The organism is Ideonella sp. (genome assembly GCF_044358605.1).
Lineage (GTDB): Bacteria > Pseudomonadota > Gammaproteobacteria > Burkholderiales > Burkholderiaceae_C > Ideonella.
The window spans coordinates 1-19,047 of record NZ_JBIKNQ010000045.1; the positions used below are offsets into that span (position 1 = coordinate 1).

15 protein-coding genes are annotated in these 19,047 nt (G+C 62.9%); 7 read left to right on the forward strand and 8 right to left on the reverse strand.

Annotated features, from left to right (window positions below):
- Positions 1–2,433 (reverse strand): YncE family protein (locus ACIQ3Q_RS15515; RefSeq protein WP_396270072.1); only part of this gene is annotated, 2,433 nt, incomplete at its 3' end.
- Positions 2,434–2,489: 56 nt separating this feature from the next.
- Positions 2,490–2,822, reverse strand: coding sequence for a hypothetical protein (locus ACIQ3Q_RS15520; RefSeq protein WP_396270073.1), 333 nt, complete (start codon positions 2,820–2,822; stop codon positions 2,490–2,492).
- A gap of 589 nt (positions 2,823–3,411) precedes the next feature.
- Between ACIQ3Q_RS15520 and ACIQ3Q_RS15525 the strand changes: the two genes are divergently transcribed.
- Positions 3,412–3,897, forward strand: a complete 486-nt coding sequence (locus tag ACIQ3Q_RS15525) for a cupin domain-containing protein (protein WP_396270074.1) — start codon at positions 3,412–3,414, stop codon at positions 3,895–3,897.
- Between the two features lie 62 nt (positions 3,898–3,959).
- Here the strand turns inward: ACIQ3Q_RS15525 and ACIQ3Q_RS15530 are convergent, their stop codons facing one another.
- The gene (locus ACIQ3Q_RS15530) at positions 3,960–5,081 is read right to left on the reverse strand and encodes an aromatic ring-hydroxylating dioxygenase subunit alpha (RefSeq protein WP_396270076.1); all 1,122 of its coding nucleotides are present in this window, start codon (positions 5,079–5,081) and stop codon (positions 3,960–3,962) included.
- A gap of 251 nt (positions 5,082–5,332) precedes the next feature.
- Here ACIQ3Q_RS15530 and xseB point away from each other — a divergent pair, with 251 nt between their 5' ends.
- From xseB to folE2, 4 genes are all read left to right on the forward strand, one after another.
- On the forward strand, positions 5,333–5,578 hold the full coding sequence (xseB, locus tag ACIQ3Q_RS15535) for an exodeoxyribonuclease VII small subunit (protein WP_396270077.1): 246 nt from the start codon (positions 5,333–5,335) through the stop codon (positions 5,576–5,578).
- Positions 5,575–6,462: a polyprenyl synthetase family protein gene (locus ACIQ3Q_RS15540; RefSeq protein ID WP_396270078.1), complete on the forward strand. Its 888-nt coding sequence runs from the start codon at positions 5,575–5,577 to the stop codon at positions 6,460–6,462. Before xseB ends, ACIQ3Q_RS15540 begins: the two co-directional genes overlap by 4 nt.
- A gap of 48 nt (positions 6,463–6,510) precedes the next feature.
- Entirely contained in the window at positions 6,511–8,403 is a 1,893-nt protein-coding gene (dxs, locus tag ACIQ3Q_RS15545; RefSeq protein ID WP_396270079.1) for a 1-deoxy-D-xylulose-5-phosphate synthase, read from the forward strand.
- Between the two features lie 95 nt (positions 8,404–8,498).
- Positions 8,499–9,302: a GTP cyclohydrolase FolE2 gene (gene folE2 / locus ACIQ3Q_RS15550; RefSeq protein ID WP_396270080.1), complete on the forward strand. Its 804-nt coding sequence runs from the start codon at positions 8,499–8,501 to the stop codon at positions 9,300–9,302.
- 389 nt (positions 9,303–9,691) lie between these two features.
- Here the strand turns inward: folE2 and ACIQ3Q_RS15555 are convergent, their stop codons facing one another.
- Genes ACIQ3Q_RS15555 through ACIQ3Q_RS15565 form a run of 3 tightly spaced genes read right to left on the reverse strand, consistent with a single transcriptional unit; the run spans position 9,692 to position 13,096 of the window.
- Positions 9,692–10,363 carry a GntR family transcriptional regulator gene (locus ACIQ3Q_RS15555; protein WP_396270082.1) on the reverse strand — a complete coding sequence of 224 codons (672 nt, stop codon included), beginning with the start codon at positions 10,361–10,363 and terminating at the stop codon, positions 9,692–9,694.
- Positions 10,360–11,736, reverse strand: a complete 1,377-nt coding sequence (locus ACIQ3Q_RS15560) for an aspartate aminotransferase family protein (protein ID WP_396270083.1) — start codon at positions 11,734–11,736, stop codon at positions 10,360–10,362. The genes ACIQ3Q_RS15555 and ACIQ3Q_RS15560 overlap by 4 nt, the downstream gene beginning before the upstream one ends.
- Before the next feature lie 22 nt (positions 11,737–11,758).
- A complete protein-coding gene (locus tag ACIQ3Q_RS15565) occupies positions 11,759–13,096 on the reverse strand; it encodes a glutamine synthetase family protein (protein WP_396270110.1) in 1,338 nt (445 codons plus the stop codon).
- Between the two features lie 241 nt (positions 13,097–13,337).
- Here ACIQ3Q_RS15565 and aroQ point away from each other — a divergent pair, with 241 nt between their 5' ends.
- Positions 13,338–13,775 (forward strand): type II 3-dehydroquinate dehydratase, encoded by a 438-nt coding sequence (gene aroQ, locus ACIQ3Q_RS15570; RefSeq protein ID WP_396270084.1) that lies wholly within the window; start codon positions 13,338–13,340, stop codon positions 13,773–13,775.
- Here aroQ and ACIQ3Q_RS15575 read toward each other — a convergent pair.
- Complete coding sequence (locus ACIQ3Q_RS15575) at positions 13,763–14,629, reverse strand: dioxygenase (protein WP_396270085.1); 867 nt, start codon at positions 14,627–14,629, stop codon at positions 13,763–13,765. The two genes, aroQ and ACIQ3Q_RS15575, sit on opposite strands and share 13 nt — an antisense overlap.
- A gap of 112 nt (positions 14,630–14,741) precedes the next feature.
- Here ACIQ3Q_RS15575 and ACIQ3Q_RS15580 point away from each other — a divergent pair, with 112 nt between their 5' ends.
- Complete coding sequence (locus ACIQ3Q_RS15580) at positions 14,742–17,303, forward strand: ABC transporter permease (RefSeq protein ID WP_396270086.1); 2,562 nt, start codon at positions 14,742–14,744, stop codon at positions 17,301–17,303.
- Here the strand turns inward: ACIQ3Q_RS15580 and ACIQ3Q_RS15585 are convergent.
- Positions 17,293–18,873: an ATP-binding protein gene (locus ACIQ3Q_RS15585; RefSeq protein ID WP_396270087.1), complete on the reverse strand. Its 1,581-nt coding sequence runs from the start codon at positions 18,871–18,873 to the stop codon at positions 17,293–17,295. The genes ACIQ3Q_RS15580 and ACIQ3Q_RS15585 overlap by 11 nt on opposite strands.
- Positions 18,874–19,047 lie beyond the last annotated feature (174 nt).

Below are 19,047 nucleotides of genomic sequence, written 5' to 3' on the forward strand. Positions count from 1 at the left end.
GTTACCTTGGAAGCTGGTTTGAGAGCCTCGCACCAGATAACCCCCCTTCTGAACACCGTTCTGTACCCGGCGGAAGATCAAGGAGGCATGCGGGCTATTTGCGGCAATGCTGATCATCTGATTGAGTTGGGTCGTCTGCGAGGCGCTGATGGCGCCCGACAGGTGAAGCTGTGTGCCGACGCCAGCGTGTGTGTCTAGGCGCTTCTCTCCACCGAGCAGCCCACTGGTCGGGCCTTCCAATGAGAGGAGTTCAGCCAAAGCGGCTTGCTGGAACGTGGTGCCCGTATTGGCGGTGACAGCCAAGTCCATGTGCTCGGCGCCATCATGTTGAAAGCCGAAACCCGTGGTAGAGGTGTGATTCGGGTCGTTGGGCCAGAAGCCAACGCGCTTATAGAACGGTGCGAAGGCGGGCGGGACGAACGATTGACCTTGCAGGCGTGCCGTACCGTCATTGCGAGGCGCCTTGCCTTGCTGCATGTGGCACTGTAGGCAGTTGACCCGACCACCGGTTCCTTGGCCACGCAGCTCCAGCAGTTGGGTGCTGCTGATGGCAGTGAAGCTTCGCGTGTCTGGCAGCGAGACCGTGGTCTTGCGGGTGTCATCCATATTGCGGAAGGGGTTCGGAGGCAGGTGAACCGTGGACAAGAAGTTACCGAAGTCAGTCATCTGAGTCGCTGTGGGTGCGGCATCTGCGCCCATCAGCAGCACATAGACATCCGCAAACTCGTTCAGCGTTTGCTTGTCGCCTCGCCAGTGCAGGGATCTGAAGCTCATGATGTCTTGAAAGGTTTGCGTGAGCATGGGGCCTTTCATGGGATGAACGGAGACCGGTGTGCCGGTGGGCAGTCCCGCATTGATGTCGATGTCCTTGACCGAGATGAACTTGCCTGTGGGGTCGCCGAGATCCCAGGCGAGACGATCGGTCTTGGCATCGACGTGGCAGCTGGCACAAGAGGTATGGCCGGTGCCTGAAAACTTGGTGCTGTAGAGCAGCGGCCGACCTTTCTTGATGACCTCTGGCGTGGGGTCATAGAAAGAAATGCGCATTTGCTCCACACGGCTTTGGAGATCAATGACCGAGATCGAGGCAGAGAAGCGGTTTAGCACGTAGGCCCGGCTACGCGTTTCGTCCAGGGCTAAGCCTGTGGGACCTTCCCCGACCGAGATCTGTCCGAGGCGACCGCCGTTGGCGTCGACAATGACGACATTGTCTGAGCCCATGCCTGTGACCCAGGCACTTTGCCCGTCGGCGCGCCACTTGATGCCCCTGGGGTCACCCAAGGAGAGGGCGCGCTGTGCGGCGGGGATCGTCGCCGATTGGTAGGTCAGGTGCGGATTCAAGTCCGTCAGGCTGGCTGCGCCCGCGGGCAAAAACCGAGCCATCTTCATTTGAACGAACTTGCCATTCAGATTCGGCTCGTAGCGCACCTGATTGATGGCGTCGGTGCCCACCACAGCCACTTGGCCCGTCACAGGGTTCACATCAAGGGCCATATTGATGTTCATCAAGCGACTCTTGTATCCAATCAAAGAGTCGTTGCCTGTGCTGATGATGGCGACATCATTGTCAGGAAGCTTCCAGCCCACAATTCGGCTGGATAGGCGAGCCAAGTCGCCGGAGACTAAACGCGTCCAATCGCCGTTGTTGTCATCTTTCCAGCGCCCTGCATCATCTTGCCTGACGATCAGGCCCACCGGATACGGTTTGAGGCCAGGGGGCAGGGCGGGCTTGAACCCGTTGCCGGAGTTGGGGGGCGGATTCACGCCCTTCCAAGGGCCCTCAGGGCGATTGACGACGTTGCGCGGCAGTGGCGATTGAACGCCCGTCGCACTGACGGTGGCTCGACCATCCAAAGCCGTGGTGCCGTTGCCGCTTTCAAAGATCGCGACATAGACTTCTGAACCACTGGCGTTGACCGCCAATGCCCGGGGCTCTTCGCCAACCACGAAAATCTTGCGCGGGCTCAGCGCCAAGTTTGACAGCGTGAAGATCATGACCGTGTTGGTGTCTGAGCAAGACACATAGGCCTTGCCAGCAGCGAACACAACGTCTGCGGGCTCATTGTCTGTCTTGAGCGTCGCTGTCACTCTGCCCGTTTGGAGATCAACGATGCTGATGGAGTCGGAGACTTGGTTGACCACCCAGGCTTCGTTGTTGGAGCGCGCGCGCACACTGACGGGGTCCAAACCGACGGGGATCGTTGTTCTCTGGCCCGTGTTGACATCAAATACTTCGAGCGCATTGGCGGCCGTGTTGACCACCAGCAAAGTGTTGCGGTCTGGGGTCAGATCGACCGGATGGACTTGAGCCGTTTCATAGTTCACCAAGCCCGCCTTCGGGCGTGAGTCTGCAAAGCTAGAGGTGCTCAGCAGCAAACCAGCACTCAAGAGTGTGGCGCTGAGAAGGGCAGGGGCAATGCCGTGGTACTTCATGTTGTCAACCTTCGCGGGATCAAATCAGACGAGTAGAGGAGGACTGTGAGGCTGGTTCAAGAGCGATTGATTTCGCCAATCCAGGTGCCGTATTCGGCGGTATCCATGCCGGTGAGAGCGCTCAAGATGGCCAAGCCGTCTTGCTGAATGCGTTGAGCGTCGGGCACGATGTGTTTGTCGAAGAACAGCATCTTTGCCTCGATACCTCCGTGAAGATAAAAACGATCAAAAGACATTGCAAAGCCTTGTTGTCGTCCCCAGCGCATCAATTCATCGGCCGTTCGAGGGTCCGTCACTTGAACCACATGCCGAGAACGCATGGGCGCACCCAAGTTGGCGCCATTGTTCTGTAAAGCAGACAACGAGGCGTGCAGCAGTTGCAATTCCAAAGTGGCAGGCAAGGGCCCTGGATACGCTGAAGCAGCCCCTTTGTCGGTCGCCAACCACGGGGAGGAACCTGCCGTTGCAAGGGCTGCAGGGGTGGATTGGGGTGATGTTTGCGCATCGATCGGCGTGGCGGCGTTGTGGCCAGTGAGCTCGGTCTCGCTCTTGAAGACGCCGGTACTGCTGGATTGAGTCCACCAAACGACAAGCAGGCCGACCAAAACAATGGCGGCTATGGATCCAATGGCGCGCTGGCGAGGGGAAAAGCCCATGGCGAAACGGAGGTGAGAGTTTGGGCCAGGCGAGCTTCAAACTCTCATGGCCCTTGATGTGTCTAGACGTTCAGTCAGTGTGGACACCCGAGTGAGCGGATGCAACAAAGGTATCCAAACTGACGGCGGGCTAATCACGAATTTGTCACGTATTGGCTGGCTGCTTGAAGGCGCCCATTTCTGATGAGCCCAAACTGCTCACCCTGTTCGCTCTTATTCAAGAGAGTCAGGGTGCTTTGATTCGAGAGCGTTGGTGATCAATATCACGCTCTCACTGGGGGCTGATCCTTGGGGCATAGGGAAGCCTGCAGATAATCTCGCCATGACCAAGAAGTTGCTTTTAAGTGCCATGGCGGGGGCTGTCGCTGCCTTGCTGGTGATGGGGGGGGTGCAAGCCGCACGCTCTGTCGCAAGGTTGGGCGAGGCCTCGTCTGAGGCGGTTCAAAAGGTGATGACGCCCTTTGCCGTTGATCCCACTTGGGTGAAGTCCGGCACCCCCAATTTTCGCGCGACAGAGACTGCTCGGTCTCCAGATGGCAAGACGATCGTGGGTCAATGGGCTTGCGATGGACCGACGACCTTTGAGTGGACCTTCGGCCTGGATGAGACCGTGCACTTGCTCGACGGTGAGGTGCATGTTGAGTATCTGGGGCGAAAGTTCACGCTCAAGCCTGGCGATACTGCGACCTTTCACCATGGCACCAAGGCGACCTGGACAGTGCCCCAGAAGGCGCACAAGGTGTATGTGTTGCATCACCCCGGCTTCTGGGCGCAAATGCGCCAGAAGTACTTCGGCACCTCGCTCTGAGGTGGGCTTGCAGCGGCTTGGCCGTTCAGCTTTGCACAAGGGCTGCTGAAGCCCTTGTCACGTCACCAGGGCGAGCGGCCAATGCCCATGACATGCCGATACCACTCGTGGAAGTGCTTCATGCCGTCTTCCATCGGGCTCTGATAAGGCCCGGCTTCGTCGTCACCACGCTCGTGCAAGGCTTTGCGGCCTTGATCCATGCGCTCAGCGATCTCATCGTCTTCGATGCAGGTCTCCATATAGGCCGCCCGCTGCGCTTCCACGAACTCGCGCTCAAAGGCGGCGATGTCCTCGGGGTAGTAGAACTCCACCACGTTCAGCGTCTTTTGCGGCCCTTGCGGGTACAAGGTCGACACCGTCAGCACATGCGGATACCACTCGATCATGATGTTCGGGTAGTAGGTCAGCCAGATGGCACCGTGGGCAGGTGGAACGCCTTCGCGGTACTTCATCAGTGCGTCATGCCAGCGCTGATACACCGGTGAGCCCGGCCGCTTGAGCGCATTTTGTACACCCACGGTTTGCACCGAGTGATGCTTGCCGAACTCCCACTTCAGGTCGGCGCAGGTCACGAATTGACCGAGGCCAGGGTGGAAGGGGCCGACGTGATAGTCCTCCAGATAGACCTCGATGAAGGTCTTCCAGTTGTACTGGCACTCATGCATCTCGACGTGATCGAGCACATAGCCTGAAAAATCGAGGCTGGCCCGGGGGCCAAGATGCGCCAAATCCGCCGCGATGTCCCGCCCGTTGTCCTCAAAGACCATGCCATTCCAGGTCTTCACCCGATAGTTGTTCAGGTGCAGACACGGGTCATGGTCGAAGTGCGGCGCGCCGATCAACTGACCTTGCAAGTCATAGGTCCAGCGGTGCAGCGGGCAGACGATGCTGCTCTTGGTGTTGCCCCGGCCACGCAGCATCACCGCTTGGCGGTGTCGGCAGACGTTGGAGACCAACTCGATGCCTTTGGGCGTGCGCACGAGCATACGCCCTTCGCCCTCTTGGGGAAGGGCGTAGTAGTCGCCGAGTTCGGGGACGGACAATTCGTGCGCCAGATAGCGCGGTCCGTGCTGAAAGATGAGTTCTTGCTCCCTACGAAGCAGGTCCTCATCAAAATAAGTAGAAACCGAGAGTTGAGAGCGCTTGCGCTCCAGAGCTTCCAGCGTGATGCTCAGGTTCGACATGATCCCCAGGATCTCCAAAAAACATGTCTAAAAACCCCCCACCCGGTGGCCCCGCGGATGGGTTTGTGACGAAAAAGCCCTCCCAAAGGGAAGGCTAAAGATCGAATTCTAGCCCCAAGCTGTTGCATTGCGGCCAATGCAGGGCTTTGGGTGTTGCGAATTCGGAGCGCAAAGGGCGCCTTTACTCCCTTTGGGGGAGGTACCCCATATCACCATTGACTACAATCCCATTTTGATTTTCACCTGTCGAAATGCGCAAGGCATCCTCCGCTTCCAACCCCGCTGCTGCAGAGCCCGCTAGCTATGAAGAGGCTTTGGCCGAGCTCGATGGCTTGGTCCAGCGTATGGAGGCGGGCCAGATGCCACTCGACCAACTCTTGGTGAGTTACCAGCGCAGCGCGGAGTTGCTCGAGTTTTGTAAGGTGCGCTTGGCAGCGGTGGAACAACAAGTCAAGGTCCTGGAGGAAGGGCAGCTCAAGCCCTGGACAAGCCCATGAATGATGTCAATTTCGAGGCGTGGTCCAACGCCGAACTGCTGGCCGTTGAACAAGCGCTGGAAGCTTGGGTCCCTGCAGACACCCCTGCGGCATTGGGCGTGGCCATGCGCTATGCCGTGCTGGATGGCGGTAAACGCCTACGCCCACTCTTGGTGCTGGCGGCTGCCAAGGCCGTCGAGGGACAGCGTGAGGCCGCCATGCGGGCCGCCGTGGCCGTGGAGTTGATTCACGCCTATTCCTTGGTGCATGACGACATGCCCTGTATGGACGACGACGCCCTGCGTCGGGGCAAGCCTACGGTGCATGTGGAGTTTGGTGAGGCTCGTGCCATGTTGGCGGGCGACGCCATGCAGGCCTTGGCCTTTGAAGTGCTGACACCCGATGACGGCGTTGAGCCCGCTTTGCAAGCCCGCCTGGTCAGTCTGCTGGCCCGCGCCGCAGGCCACCAAGGCATGGCGGGTGGGCAAGCGATTGACCTAGCCAGTGTGGGCCGCATGCTGGATGAAGCCTCGCTGCGTGACATGCATCGCCGCAAGACTGGCGCCTTGCTGCAAGCCAGCGTGTTAATGGGCGCGGCCTGTGGTCCGGTCGATGCGCAAACCTGGGATGCTTTGGCGCAATACGGCGCAGCGCTGGGCCTAGCCTTCCAAGTGGTGGATGACATTCTTGATGTCACACAACCCTCTGACATGCTGGGCAAGACCGCCGGCAAAGACGCTGACAATAATAAGCCGACCTATGTCTCGGTGTTGGGCTTAGAGGCCGCTCAGCGTTATGCCTTGGCCCTTCGCGATGAGGCCCACGCGGCTTTGGCGCGCTGCCACTTAAGCTCTACTGATCACCTGGCCTGTTTGGCCGACAAGGTGGTGGATCGACAAAGCTAAAACCATGTCTTTGTTTGACTTCACCCCTCTTAACCGGATGCCACTGCCATGACCCATCCGCTGCTGCAAACCATCAATGCGCCCAGTGAGTTGCGCTCGCTGAGCCGAGCACAGCTCAAGACGCTGGCCAATGAGTTGCGCGACTTCCTGTTGCACACGGTCAGCCGCACCGGCGGGCATTTGTCGTCCAACCTGGGCACGGTGGAGTTGACGATTGCTTTGCATCATGTGTTCAACACGCCGCGCGATCGCATCGTGTGGGATGTGGGTCATCAGTCCTATCCGCACAAGATCTTGACGGGGCGGCGCGAAGCCATGGCCACGCTCAAGCAAATGCACGGCATCAGTGGCTTTCCGAGGCGCGCCGAGAGCGAGTACGACACCTTCGGCACCGGCCACTCCTCTACCTCGATCTCCGCCGCGCTGGGCATGGCCCACGCCGCCAAGCTCAAGGGCGAAGATCGCCGCTGCGTGGCGGTCATTGGAGATGGCGCCCTGACCGGCGGCATGGCCTTTGAAGCCCTCAACCACGGCGGCTATGCGGGCGGTGCCGGTTTACCGGACATGTTGGTCATCTTGAATGACAACGACATGTCCATCTCGCCACCCGTCGGTGCGCTGAACCGCTATCTGGCGCGCCTGATGAGCGGCAAGTTCTATGCGGCAGCGCGTGAGGGCGCCAAGAGCGTGTTGCGCAACACGCCGCTCTACGAGTTTGCCAAGCGCTTTGAGGAGCACACCAAGGGCATGGTCGTGCCCGGCACCATTTTTGAAGAATTCGGCTTCAACTATGTCGGCCCGATTGACGGCCACGACCTCGACTCCCTCGTGCCCACGCTCGAAAATCTGCGCACGGCGAAGGGCCCGCAGTTCCTGCATGTGGTCACCAAAAAAGGCTACGGCTACCAGTTGGCCGAAGATGACCCGATCAACTATCACGGCCCCGGCAAGTTTGACCCGGCCGTGGGACTGCAAAAGGCAACAGCACCCGCCAAGCCTACCTTCACGCAGGTCTTTGGCAACTGGCTGTGCGACATGGCTGCGGCCGATGAGCGCCTGGTGGGCATCACCCCGGCCATGCGCGAAGGCTCGGGCATGGTCGAGTTTGAGAAGCGCTTCCCCAAGCGCTATCACGATGTCGGCATTGCCGAGCAACACGCGGTGACTTTCGCCGCTGGCTTGGCCTGCGAAGGCCTGAAGCCCGTGCTCGCCATCTACTCCACCTTCTTGCAGCGCGGCTACGACCAGCTCATCCATGATGTGGCATTGCAGAGCCTGCCGGTGGTGTTTGCGCTGGACCGCGCTGGCTTGGTGGGCGCTGACGGCGCCACCCACGCCGGGGCCTATGACATTGCCTACATCCGCTGCATTCCGAACATGAGCCTGCTGACGCCGGCAGATGAGCGCGAATGCCGCCAGGCCTTGAGCACAGCCTTCCACCAAGACCATCCCGTCGCCGTGCGCTACCCGCGTGGCGCCGGTGCCGGTGTGGCCGTCGAGGCTGAACTCACCACGCTGCCTTGGGGCAAGGGCGAAGTGCGCCGCCAAGGCAAGCGCGTGGCCATCTTGGCTTTTGGCACTTTGCTTTACCCGGCCCTGCAGGCCGCTGAACGCCTGGACGCCACGGTCGTCAACATGCGGTTTGCCAAGCCCTTGGATCAAGACTTGGTGCTGCAGATGGCCCGCAGCCATGAAGCCCTGGTGACCCTTGAAGAGGGTTGCATCACGGGTGGCGCGGGCAGCGGTGTCATGGAGGTTCTGGCGGCGGCCGGTCTGAACGTGCCTGTGCTGCAGATGGGCTTGCCGGATGAATTCATCGAACACGGCGACCCGGCCAAACTGCTGGCCCTGTGTGGCCTGAACGCCGAAGGCATTGAACAAGCCGTCAGCAAGCGATTTGGCATCGTGCCCCTCTCGCTGGTGAAGCCTGCCGCCGCCTGAGGGCCTCGTTTTAGAGTCCCCTCTTGGGCGCGGCATAAGCCTTACGTGCGATCCTTGCGGCTCTCTGCCCGCCGCAGCGCCTTTTTATTGCAGTCATGAATCCTCAAGCGAATAGCCTTCACATCCCCGACACCCAGAGCGAGCACGACGTGCGCCACTTGGTCATTCAGCGCGTGGGCGTGAAGGATGTGCGCTACCCGCTGACGCTAAAAGTGGCAGGAGCGGCGCAATCGACGGCGGCCTTGTGGTCTCTGGACGTGGCCTTGCCTGCCGAGCAAAAGGGCACCCACATGTCGCGCTTCGTGGCTTGGCTGGACGCCCAGCACGAGCCCATGGATGCCGGCCGATTGAGTGCCGAATTGGCGGTCATGTTGGAAAATCTGCATGCCGATGAAGGCCGCATCGAGGCCCGCTTCTCGTTCTTCTTGCGCAAGCGTGCGCCGGTCACTGGCCGGGAGAGTCTGTTGGACTACCAGGGCGCCTGGATCGCTGAGCGGCGCCAGGGCCAGACCGTGATCTGGGCCGAGGTGGGCGTGCCGGTCAAAAGCCTGTGCCCGTGCTCCAAGGAGATATCGGATTACGGTGCGCACAATCAACGCTCTTTGGTAACCATCCGCGTGGCCTTCAAGGACCCGGTTGCAGGCGCCCTGGAATGGCAAGAGTTGGTGCGCTTTGCCGAAGAGTCGGCTTCCAGTGAGATCTGGTCCATGCTCAAGCGGCCCGACGAAAAGTGGGTGACCGAGCGCGCCTACGAAAACCCCAAATTCGTTGAAGACTTGGTACGCGACGTGGCGCTGCGCTTGAACGCAGAGCCGCGCATTGGCCGCTACCGCGTGGATGTCGAGAACTTCGAATCCATCCACAACCACTCAGCTTGGGCGCGGATCGAGCGGGATTGAGCTGACGGCCCTTCATGGCTTTTCAGGGTTAGCGCGTGCCGAGCGTGCAGGCCGAGTCCCTCCGCTCATGTCCCCCGATCCGGGCTGCGCCCGTCTCTCCTCCTTTACTTCGCTGCGCGACTCGGCCTGCCCACTCGTCGTCCGTCGTCCAGCTCTTCAACGGCAGCGCGATCACAGGCACCAGCTCATTCGTGGGCCAGACTCTCGACTGTTACCGCGTGGCAAGCACTCAGCGGTGATTCGCGAGGTGGTGGCGTGAAGGGCGCAGCGAAGTAAAGAAGGAGGCCGCAGGCCGGGTGACATGAGCGGAGGCCTTCACGCCACCGCCTTGCGACGCCACTACCGTGCGACGTTCAGCCCTCAACAAGCATCAGCAGTTCGAGCAACGATCACCCCACCAGCCGCAAACGCTCCCTCAAGAACTGCCCCGCCACAAAGATATCGCGCTCGACGGCCCGCCGCACACCCGCGCTGTCGCCCTTGGCCAAGGCTCTGAGCAGTGCCTCATGAGCTTCGTTAAGAACCTCAGTCGCGTCTGGGCTGTCGAACAACTGGTTGGAGATGGGGCCGGCCTTGAGCCACAAGGTGTCGATCAGGCTGAACAAAGTGGGGGAGCCTGCGGCTTGGTAGAGCAGCACATGGAAGTCTTCATTGGGGCCGAGATAGCCGGTGACATCTCCGCGCTGCAGAGCAGCTGCCATGTCCGCACACAAAGCTTGCAGCCGTTCGCGCTCGGCCGCTGAGAGCCGCAGCGCGCCGCGCTCGGCGGCTTCGCCCTCCAGCAGCATGCGCATCTGCAGCAGGTCATCAAACTCGGCCACGGACAGCCGCGGCACCGTGACCCCGGCGTTGGGGACGTTGACCAAAGCGCCTTCCGCCGCCAGGCGTTGCAGGGCCGCCCGCACGGGCATGTGGCCCACGCCCAGGTCTGCCGCCACATTGCGGATCTTCAGGCGCTCCCCTGGCAAGAAGCGGCCCACGGTGATCCACTGGCGCAGCCGCGTGTAGACCTCGTCTTGCTGTGTGGTGCTGGGCAGGTCTTGCTCTGGCGTTGGGCTCATGCCGCAGGGGCCTTCAACAGCGACAGCACCTCGTCCATGGCCTGCAGCAAACAAGCGACATCGGCGTCGGTGGTGTCGGGGCAGACCAGCATCATGTTGTGAAAGGGGGTGATCAACACGCCCCGGTTCAGCAACGCCAAGTGCAGGGCGTGCTCGAGTTCAGCATCCATGGCGGCACCGGCCTCGCTGCCGTTGCGGGGCGCGGTGGCACAGAACTGAAACTCCGCTCGCGCGCCGACATGCGTCACGCACCACGGCAGGCCGTGGCGGCTGATCACCTGCTTGAGCCCTTCGGCCAAAGTAGCGGCCCGCTTGAGCATGGGCGCATAAACCTCGGGCGTCATCAGGTGGGTCAGGGTGGCGCGCATGGCGGCCATGGCCAGCAGGTTGGCGGTCAAGGTGGTGCCGATGCCGGAATGCCCCGGCGGCGCCTGGCGTTTGGCGGCTTCGGCCTGTGCGGCCAAAGTGGCGCTGAAGCCATAGGCCGCACACGGCATGCCGCCGCCCAAGGGCTTGCCCACCACCACGGCGTCAGGCTGCAGGCCATGGGCGCGGGCATAGCCGCCGGGGCCGGAGCTGATGGTGTGGGTTTCGTCCATCACCAAGAGGCTGCCGTGGCGGCGGATCAGCGCTTGGGCGGCCTCCCAAAAGCCGGGCTCGGGCAGCACCATGCCGATATTGGTCATCACCGGCTCGGCCAGAACGCAGGCCACATCGCCGGGGGCTAGTGCGGCTTGCAGGCCGGCCAAGTCATTGAACTCGACCACGCGGGTGGTGGTGGTCAGGTCTTGCACCTGGCCCAGCAGGCTGTCGCGTTGTTGGGGCTGGCCATTCACCAGGTCGACAAACACATCGTCCACGGTGCCGTGGTAGCAGCCATTGAAGACCAGCAAGACCTTGCGGCCTGTGGCGGCGCGGCACCAGCGCAGCACAAAGCGGTTGGCGTCGGTGGCCGTCATGGCGAACTGCCAGGTAGGCAGGCCAAAGCGCTGGGCCAGCAAGGCGCCCACGGCGGCGGCGTCTTCACCGGGCAGCATGGCGGTCAGGCCTCGGGAGGCGCGCTGGCTCAGGGCTTGGGCCACCACCGGGGGCGAGTGGCCGAACATGGCGCCGGTGTCGCCCAGGCAAAAGTCCACCAGGCTATGGCCATCTACGTCGTGCAGGCGCGCGCCTTGGGCATGGTCCACATGCAGTGCAAAGGGCGTGCCCCAGTCGCTCATCCAGTGCAGGGGTACACCAAACATCAGGTGCTGGCTGGCCGCTGCGGCCAAGGCTTGCGAGCGCGGGTTGCGCTGGGCATAAGTGGCCCGCTCCTGCGCCAGCAGGGCTTGGATGCGGGCGGGGGCGATGCCATGAAAACTCAACTCGGACATGGTGACTCCTTCTCCCTCGCACTCACACCAACAGCAGCAAATGCTCGCGCTCCCACGACGAGATCACGCGGTTGTAGGTGGCGTACTCCAGCTCCTTGACGGCACAGAAGGCATCCACGAAAGAGCCGCCCAGCACCTCTTTCATGGGCTCGCAGGCGCGCATGGCTTCGATGGCGTCTTCCAGGTGGCGCGGCAGCTCATGGCTCACATTCCAGGCGCTGTCGAGTGTGGGCTCGCTGGGCTGCAGCTTGTCGCGCAGGCCCAGCCAGCCGCAGGCCAAGGTGGCGGCCATGGCCAGGTATGGGTTGGCGTCTACGCCGGGCACGCGGTTCTCCACGCGTCGCGCCTCGGGGCCGGATTTGGGAATGCGAATGCCGCAGGTGCGGTTGTCATAACCCCAGCGCACGTTGATGGGCGCTGACATATAGGGTGCCAAGCGCCGGTAGGAATTGACGTAGGGCGCGAACATGGGCATCACCTGCGGGATGTAGGTCTGCAGCCCCGCGATGAAGTGGTGGAACAGATCGCTGGCCTGGCCGTCTTCGCGGCTGAAGACATTGCTGCCGCTGCGGCTGTCCACAATGCTTTGGTGGATGTGCATGGCGCTGCCGGGCTCACCCTCCATGGGCTTGGCCATGAAGGTGGCAAACACGCCGTGGCGCAGCGCGGTTTCGCGCACGGCACGCTTGAAGAGGAAGACCCGGTCAGCCAGTTCCAGCGGGTCACCGTGGCTGAAGTTGATCTCCATTTGGCCCGGGCCGGCTTCATGGATCAGCGTCTCCACGCCCAACTGGTGCACCTCGCAAAAATTGGACAGCTCCATGAAGAAGGGGTCGAAGTCGTTGACGGCGTCGATGGAGTAACTCTGCCGCCCCACCTCGGGCTTGCCAGTGCGGCCCAGCGGCGGCTGCAGCGGCTCGTGCGGGTTTTGCTGGCGGGCCACCAAATAGAACTCCATCTCGGGGGCCACCACCGGCTGCCAGCCGCGTTGCTCATACAAGGCCAGCACCCGGCGCAGCACGGCGCGGGGGCTGAGCTGCACCGGGCGGCCGTCCCACTCCACACAGTCGTGGATCACCACCGCCACCGGCTCGGCAGCCCAGGGCACGACGCGGATGGTGGCGGCATCGGGCTTGCACACCATGTCCGGGTCGGTGTCGCCCACAAAGGGCCCGTTGTCGGGTTGCTGGCCGTTGACGGTGTTGAGCAGCACGCTTTTGGGGATGCGCATCTCGCCGCTGGCCAAGAAGAGGTCACGCGGCAGGATCTTGCCGCGGGCAATGCCGGTCATGTCGGGGATCACGCATTCCACTTCGTGGATGCGGTGGTCGGCCAAAAAGCGCTCTAAGGAGGTGGTCATGGGCATCTGGCGGGCTATGGAATGCCCGAATGATAAGCCCATCATTCAATTTGTGATCACAAAATATAAACCGCAGGCGAGGTGTACGGTTATGTACAAATAAAAATCGCGAAGTAGCTCGCGATCAGAGGTGACTACTGATCACAAATTGGGTGGCGTTGTGCAGTGCAGCGGCGCAGCCAGCGCGCTGCCTGGGGCGCGGCACAATCCTCACCTCTTTCTCCACAAAGTCCGCCGCATCATGAAAGTCCTGCTTCTCAACGGCCCCAACCTCAACCTCCTGGGTACGCGGGAGCCGCACATCTACGGCGCCGACACCTTGGCCGACGTGGAACAGCGCTTCAAGGCTGAGGCCGAGAGTCTGGGTGTGGAGGCCGATGCTTTTCAAAGCAACCACGAAGGGGCTTTGATTGACCGCATCCATGCGGCGCGGGGCGACGGCACCACCGCCATCGTCATCAACCCCGGCGGACTGACCCACACCAGCGTGGCCTTGCGTGATGCGCTGTCAGGCGTGGCCATTCCGCTGGTGGAAGTGCACATCAGCAATGTGCATCGGCGCGAGGAGTTTCGCCACCACTCCTACATCTCGGGCATTGCGGATGGCGTGATCGCGGGCCTGGGCGTGCAGGGCTACGGGGCGGCCCTGCGCTTTTTGGTGGGCCGTTACAAGGGCTGAAGCTGAAGGCCTTGCGGCCCAAAGGCGTAGAGATCCATGCCTAGGTGGCCCCAGGTCACACTCTCGTGCAAGCGCTGCCCGACCGGATTTGAACCTGCGGCACCGGCCGCCACAAAGAAAGGCAGCAGGTGTTCATCCGTCGGGTGCATGTACGCCGCATGGGGGGCTTGGCGGCGATAGTCCAGCAAGGCTGGCCAGTCCGCCGCAGCGCTGCGCTCGACCATCCAGGTCCGAAAAGCGGCACTCTCTGGGAACTCCGGCGCATCCACGTCGCCATGCCCACCCGCCCATAAGCGTAGGTTATGGGTGATGGCGCCGCTGCCGATGATCAGCACGCCCTCGTCGACCAAGGGCGCCAGGGCCTGACCCAGTGCAAAAAGCTGACTCGGGCTCCAATGCGGTGGCCAGCCCAGGGGCAGCACCGGCACATCGCCCAGCGGGAAGAGAGTGCGCAGCGGCGTCCAAATGCCATGGTCCATCCCGCCTTCTGCCAGTGTGTGGACGGGCAGCCCGGCGCTCTGGATCAGGCCGGCGACGCGCTGCGCCAAAGCGGGCGCGCCCGGCGCGGGGTAGCGCAAGGCGTACAACTCTTCGGGGAAGCCGGAGAAGTCATGCACCGCTTCGTGGTGGTCGGCGGCCAGCAGCACGGGCTCACGCTTCAGCGTGTGGGCCGAGATGACCAGTACGGCAGTGGGCTTGGCCGCGCTGTTTGCCAAGCGCTGGGCCAAATGCTCCCAAGCCGTCTTGGCGGCCGAGGCCTCTAGCGACGTCATGGGCGAACCATGAGAGATATAGAGCGGGGGAAATGTTGTGTGAGCCATGCAGCGGATTGTTGACCCAAGGCTTGGGCGCATCGTTCAAAACGCTTGCATGGAATCGAGCACCGTGATGATGGCAATAGACCTCTGTGCCACAGACGCTTGCGCCTTCAGCTATCGTCCAGTTTCCTGCACCCACTGACCACCCATGTCCGCTGCTTCGTCAACCTCTCCCTCGCGCCGTCCACCTCACCCTTGGCAGTTGGCCTGGCGGCAAACCGTGCTGGACTTTCGGGCGGGCGAGTTGCGCTTGGTTTTGGTGGCGGTGATGTTGGCGGTGGCTGCGCTGACGGCGGTGGGCTTTTTTGCCGACCGCCTGCAACTGGGCCTGCAGCGGGATGCGGCGCAGCTCCTGGGCGGCGACTTGGTGATCAGCAGCGACCAGCCCTTACCCGAAGGCTTTGTGCAGCGCGCTCAAGCCGCGGGTTTAGCCTTGACCCAGCATGCCAGCTTCCCCAGCATGGCGCGGGCCGGCGACGAGCAGGGTGGTGCCACCCGGCTGGTGGCGCTCAAGGCGGTGGACGGGGCTTACCCACTGCGCGGTGCCCTCAAGGTGCAGGCTGCAGGGCAGGCCGAGCCCACGCTCACTCGCCATGGCCCGGCGGTCGGGGCGGTGTGGGTGGAAGCTGCTGTGCTGCCAAGCCTAGGCCTGCAGGTGGGCGATGGCTTGTGGTTGGGCGATGCACGTCTGCGCATTGCCGGGGTGCTGAGCCAAGAGCCCGACCGTGGCTCGGGCTTTATGAGCTTTGCACCTCGGGTGATGATGCACCGCCAAGACTTGGCGGCCACCGGTTTGGTGCAACCGGCCAGTCGCGTGACCTACCGTTTGGCGGTGGTGGCTTCAGGCTCCAAGGCGTCCGTGGAGCGCTATGAACAATGGGTCAAGGCCGAAGTCCAGAACAAGAACCTCAAGGGCGTGCGGGTGGAAAACCTGGAGAACGGCCGGCCTGAGATGCGCCAGACCTTGGAGCGCGCTGAGAAATTCTTGAACCTTGTCGCCTTGCTCTCGGCCTTGCTGGCGGCGGTGGCGGTGGCGGTGGCGGCGCGCGACTTTGCGATCAAGCGCTTGGACGACTGCGCCATGCTGCGGGTGCTGGGCCTGAGCCAGCGCAGCATGGCCTGGGCCTTTGTGCTGGAGTTTGCGCTGCTGGCGCTGGTGGCCAGTGGCTTGGGCGTGTTGGCGGGTGCTGCCGTGCATTTCGCCTTCATCGGCTTGCTAGGCACCCTGGTGCCCACCGATCTGCCCTGGCCCAGCGGCCGTGCGGCTTACCTGGGCTTGGGTGTGGGCGTGGCCTTGCTGATGGGCTTTGGCCTGCCCACTGTCTTGCAGTTGGCCAAGGTGCCAGCCTTGCGGGTGATGCGCCGCGATGTGGGCCAAATCCGCCCCGCGTCGCTGGCCGCCATCTCTGCCGGTGCGGTGGCGCTAGGGGCTTTGCTGATGACCGTGGCCCGCGACCCCAAGATGGGCGCGCTGACGGTGGGCGGCTTCGCGCTGGCGCTGGGCGTATTTGCGCTGGTGGCTTGGGGTGCCGTGTTGGTGCTGCGCAAGCTGGTGTCTGAAACCACGGCGCCGCGCTGGCTGCTGCTGGCCACCCGCCAAGTGGCGGCGCGGCCGGGCCTGGCAGTGTTGCAAGTGGCCTCGCTGGCGGTGGGCTTGATGGCCTTGGCGCTGCTGGTGCTGCTGCGCACCGACTTGGTGGACTCATGGCGCAAGGCCACGCCGCCCGATGCACCCAATCGCTTTGTCATCAATATCCAGCCCGACCAGGCCGAGGCCTTCCAGGCCTTGCTCAAGGGGGCTGGGGTGACGGGCCATGATTGGTACCCCATGATCCGAGGCCGCCTCGTGGCCGTCAACGGTGCGCCCACCGGCCCCAAGTACGCCTCTAACCCAGAAGCTCGTCGCACCATTGACCGCGAGCTCAACCTCAGCCATGCCGCCCAGATGCCGGCCCATAACGTGTTGGTCAAGGGCCAGTGGGCTGCGCCCGATGCCTCTGGCCTGAGCATTGAAGAGGGCTTGGCCGAGCGCCTGGGTGTGGGCCTGGGCGATGTGCTCAGCTTTGATGTGGGCGGGCAAACCCAAGAAGGCCGCATCAACAGCATTCGCAAGGTCGATTGGGGCTCCATGCGCGCCAACTTCTTTGTGATGTTCCCGCAGGCCGAAATGCCCGGTGTCCCGACCACGTACATGACGGCCTTTAGGGCGCCAAGCAGCGCGGGTTTTGACAGCCAGATCGGGCGGCAGTTTCCCAACGTCACGGTGGTCGATGTGTCGGCTTCGGTGGCCCAGGTGCAGAACGTGCTCAACCAAGTCATCCGGGCGGTGGAGGTTTTGTTTGCCTTCACCGTGGCCACGGGCTTGATGGTGCTGTTGGCCACCATCAGTGCTACGCGCGACGCGCGCATTCGCGAAGCCGCCATCATGCGGGCCTGCGGGGCGTCGTCTCAACTGTTGGGCCAGGTGCAGAGGGCCGAGTTAATGGGGCTGGGCGCACTGGCCGGTGGCTTGGCCAGTGCGGCGGCCATGGGTGTGGGTGCGGGCTTGGCGCGCTGGGTGTTTGAGTTCACCTGGACGGCCTCGCCCTGGGTGCCGCTGGCGGGCATGTTGGCCGGTGCGGTGCTGGCCGGCTTGGCGGGCTGGTGGAGCCTGCGCGAGGTGCTGCGCCGGCCGGTGATGCAGACCCTGCGGCAGGCCTCTACAGTGTGAAGTAGAAGCGGGCGCCCTGGCCGACCTCGGACTCGGCCCAGATGTCGCCCCCGTGGCGACGGATGATGCGCCGCACCGAGGCCAAGCCCACGCCCGTGCCTTGGAAGTCTTTGGCGCTGTGCAGGCGCTGGAAGACGCCGAACAGGCGGTCGGCGAAACGCATGTCAAAACCGGCGCCGTTGTCGGCCACCACCAAGGTGTTGTGGCCCTCGGTGAGCTCGCGCTTGAACTCAATGCGGGTCTGCGAGCACTTGCTGCTGTACTTCCAGGCATTGCCCAGCAGGTTCTCCAGCGCCACGCGCAGCAAGGTCGGGTCGCCTTGCACGATGATGCCCGGCTCGATCAGCACCTCGGCGGCGCGTTCGGGTTGGTCGCGGCGCAGGTCTTCCAGAATGTAGGTGGCCAGTTGCGACAGGTCCACCGGCTTGCGGGCCAAGGGCTGGGACTGCAGGCGCGACAGCGCCAAGAGCGCGTCGATCATGCTGTTCATGCGCGCGGCGGCCGCCAGCACCCGGTCGAGGTGGTCGTTGCCGATGCGGTCCAAGAAGCGACCGTAGTCTTCTTTGAGAATGCGCGAGAAGCCCTCGACCACGCGAATGGGCGCTCGAAGGTCGTGCGAGATGGAATACACAAAAGACTCTTGGTCCTCTTGCGCTTGAGGCTTTGCTTCGGTGCTCAGGCACAACAATCGCGAGGCCGGCAAATCGGGGCCGGCGTCAACATCCACCAAGCGGGCTTGCCAGCCGGCCACGGTCACCACGGCCCCCGGCTCCAGACGCTCAACAGCCTGTGCCATGTCCGGAGGCAGGCCTTTGCGGACCGTTTCCCAGGCCTGCCCCAGCAGCGCGCCGGGCTCGCCGCCCACCAGTTGTTGGGCGGCGGGGCTGAGCTGACGGACCGTCCAGCCCTGAGCTTCGGCCTGCAACAAGAAGGTCGGCTGCGCCATCACGCCCCACAGACGAGAGAGCAGCACCTTGTCTTGCCGGGCTTGCAAGGCCGGGGCCAAAGGTTGGGCGGTGCCCAGATAGCCCAAGACGCGCCCATGCGCATCCAGCCTGGCCTGCGCGCGCAACAGCCAGCGCGAGCCATCCGCCTTGAGCATTGCGCGCAAAGGGCCGAGCGCGCCGCCGGCCGCCATGCGAAGGGCCAACGCGTCCTCCGGGCTGTCTTCCAGCACAAACAGGTTGGGCAGCGACTGGCCTTGCTGGTTGGACAACTGCCACGTCGGCCCGATGGCCTCCGAGCTCGGGCGCCACATCAGCAGGTGGTGTTGGGCATCGGTGCGCCAAATGGCGTGTTCGCTCAAAGCCATGAGCGACTCGACATCGCCCTGCGCTTGCTGGTGCTGTGGGCGTGTGCGGTGCTGCGCCCACAAGGCGCCTGCTACCGCGCAGGCGACGCCAAAGCCCAGCCACATCAACAGGCCCCAGGCGCTTGTCTCGGCAGGAGCCGCCAAAGCCTGTGCTGACGCCGGCGTCGCCCACAGCCCTGCAATCGCAGACAGTGAGCCCACGACCTGGCCCTTGGGCGAGTCGGTCCCTGCTGCACGATCACGGGTGGGCAGACGCATGAGCTTCATTGTAAGGATGCCAGCCTCCCTGGCTGTGGTTCTTGAGAAACGGCAAAGAGCAGTGATGCCGGGTCGCAACCCTGCTTATCGGGCTTGACGCCGATGGACGTTAGCCCGATGCTCTCACCTTGTGTCGATGTATATTGCGCCGTCAGAGTGCATCACATGGGCGCT

Excerpts from the sequence above, each read along its gene's own strand:
- ACIQ3Q_RS15525 (WP_396270074.1), top strand. The coding sequence starts at position 3,412 with ATGACCAAGAAGTTGCTTTTAAGTGCCATGGCGGGGGCTGTCGCTGCC.
- ACIQ3Q_RS15530 (WP_396270076.1), bottom strand. The coding sequence starts at position 5,081 with ATGTCGAACCTGAGCATCACGCTGGAAGCTCTGGAGCGCAAGCGCTCT.
- xseB (WP_396270077.1), top strand. The coding sequence starts at position 5,333 with ATGCGCAAGGCATCCTCCGCTTCCAACCCCGCTGCTGCAGAGCCCGCT.
- ACIQ3Q_RS15540 (WP_396270078.1), top strand. The coding sequence starts at position 5,575 with ATGAATGATGTCAATTTCGAGGCGTGGTCCAACGCCGAACTGCTGGCC.
- dxs (WP_396270079.1), top strand. The coding sequence starts at position 6,511 with ATGACCCATCCGCTGCTGCAAACCATCAATGCGCCCAGTGAGTTGCGC.
- folE2 (WP_396270080.1), top strand. The coding sequence starts at position 8,499 with ATGAATCCTCAAGCGAATAGCCTTCACATCCCCGACACCCAGAGCGAG.
- ACIQ3Q_RS15555 (WP_396270082.1), bottom strand. The coding sequence starts at position 10,363 with ATGAGCCCAACGCCAGAGCAAGACCTGCCCAGCACCACACAGCAAGAC.
- ACIQ3Q_RS15560 (WP_396270083.1), bottom strand. The coding sequence starts at position 11,736 with ATGTCCGAGTTGAGTTTTCATGGCATCGCCCCCGCCCGCATCCAAGCC.
- ACIQ3Q_RS15565 (WP_396270110.1), bottom strand. The coding sequence starts at position 13,096 with ATGACCACCTCCTTAGAGCGCTTTTTGGCCGACCACCGCATCCACGAA.
- aroQ (WP_396270084.1), top strand. The coding sequence starts at position 13,338 with ATGAAAGTCCTGCTTCTCAACGGCCCCAACCTCAACCTCCTGGGTACG.
- ACIQ3Q_RS15575 (WP_396270085.1), bottom strand. The coding sequence starts at position 14,629 with ATGCGCCCAAGCCTTGGGTCAACAATCCGCTGCATGGCTCACACAACA.
- ACIQ3Q_RS15580 (WP_396270086.1), top strand. The coding sequence starts at position 14,742 with ATGTCCGCTGCTTCGTCAACCTCTCCCTCGCGCCGTCCACCTCACCCT.
- ACIQ3Q_RS15585 (WP_396270087.1), bottom strand. The coding sequence starts at position 18,873 with ATGCGTCTGCCCACCCGTGATCGTGCAGCAGGGACCGACTCGCCCAAG.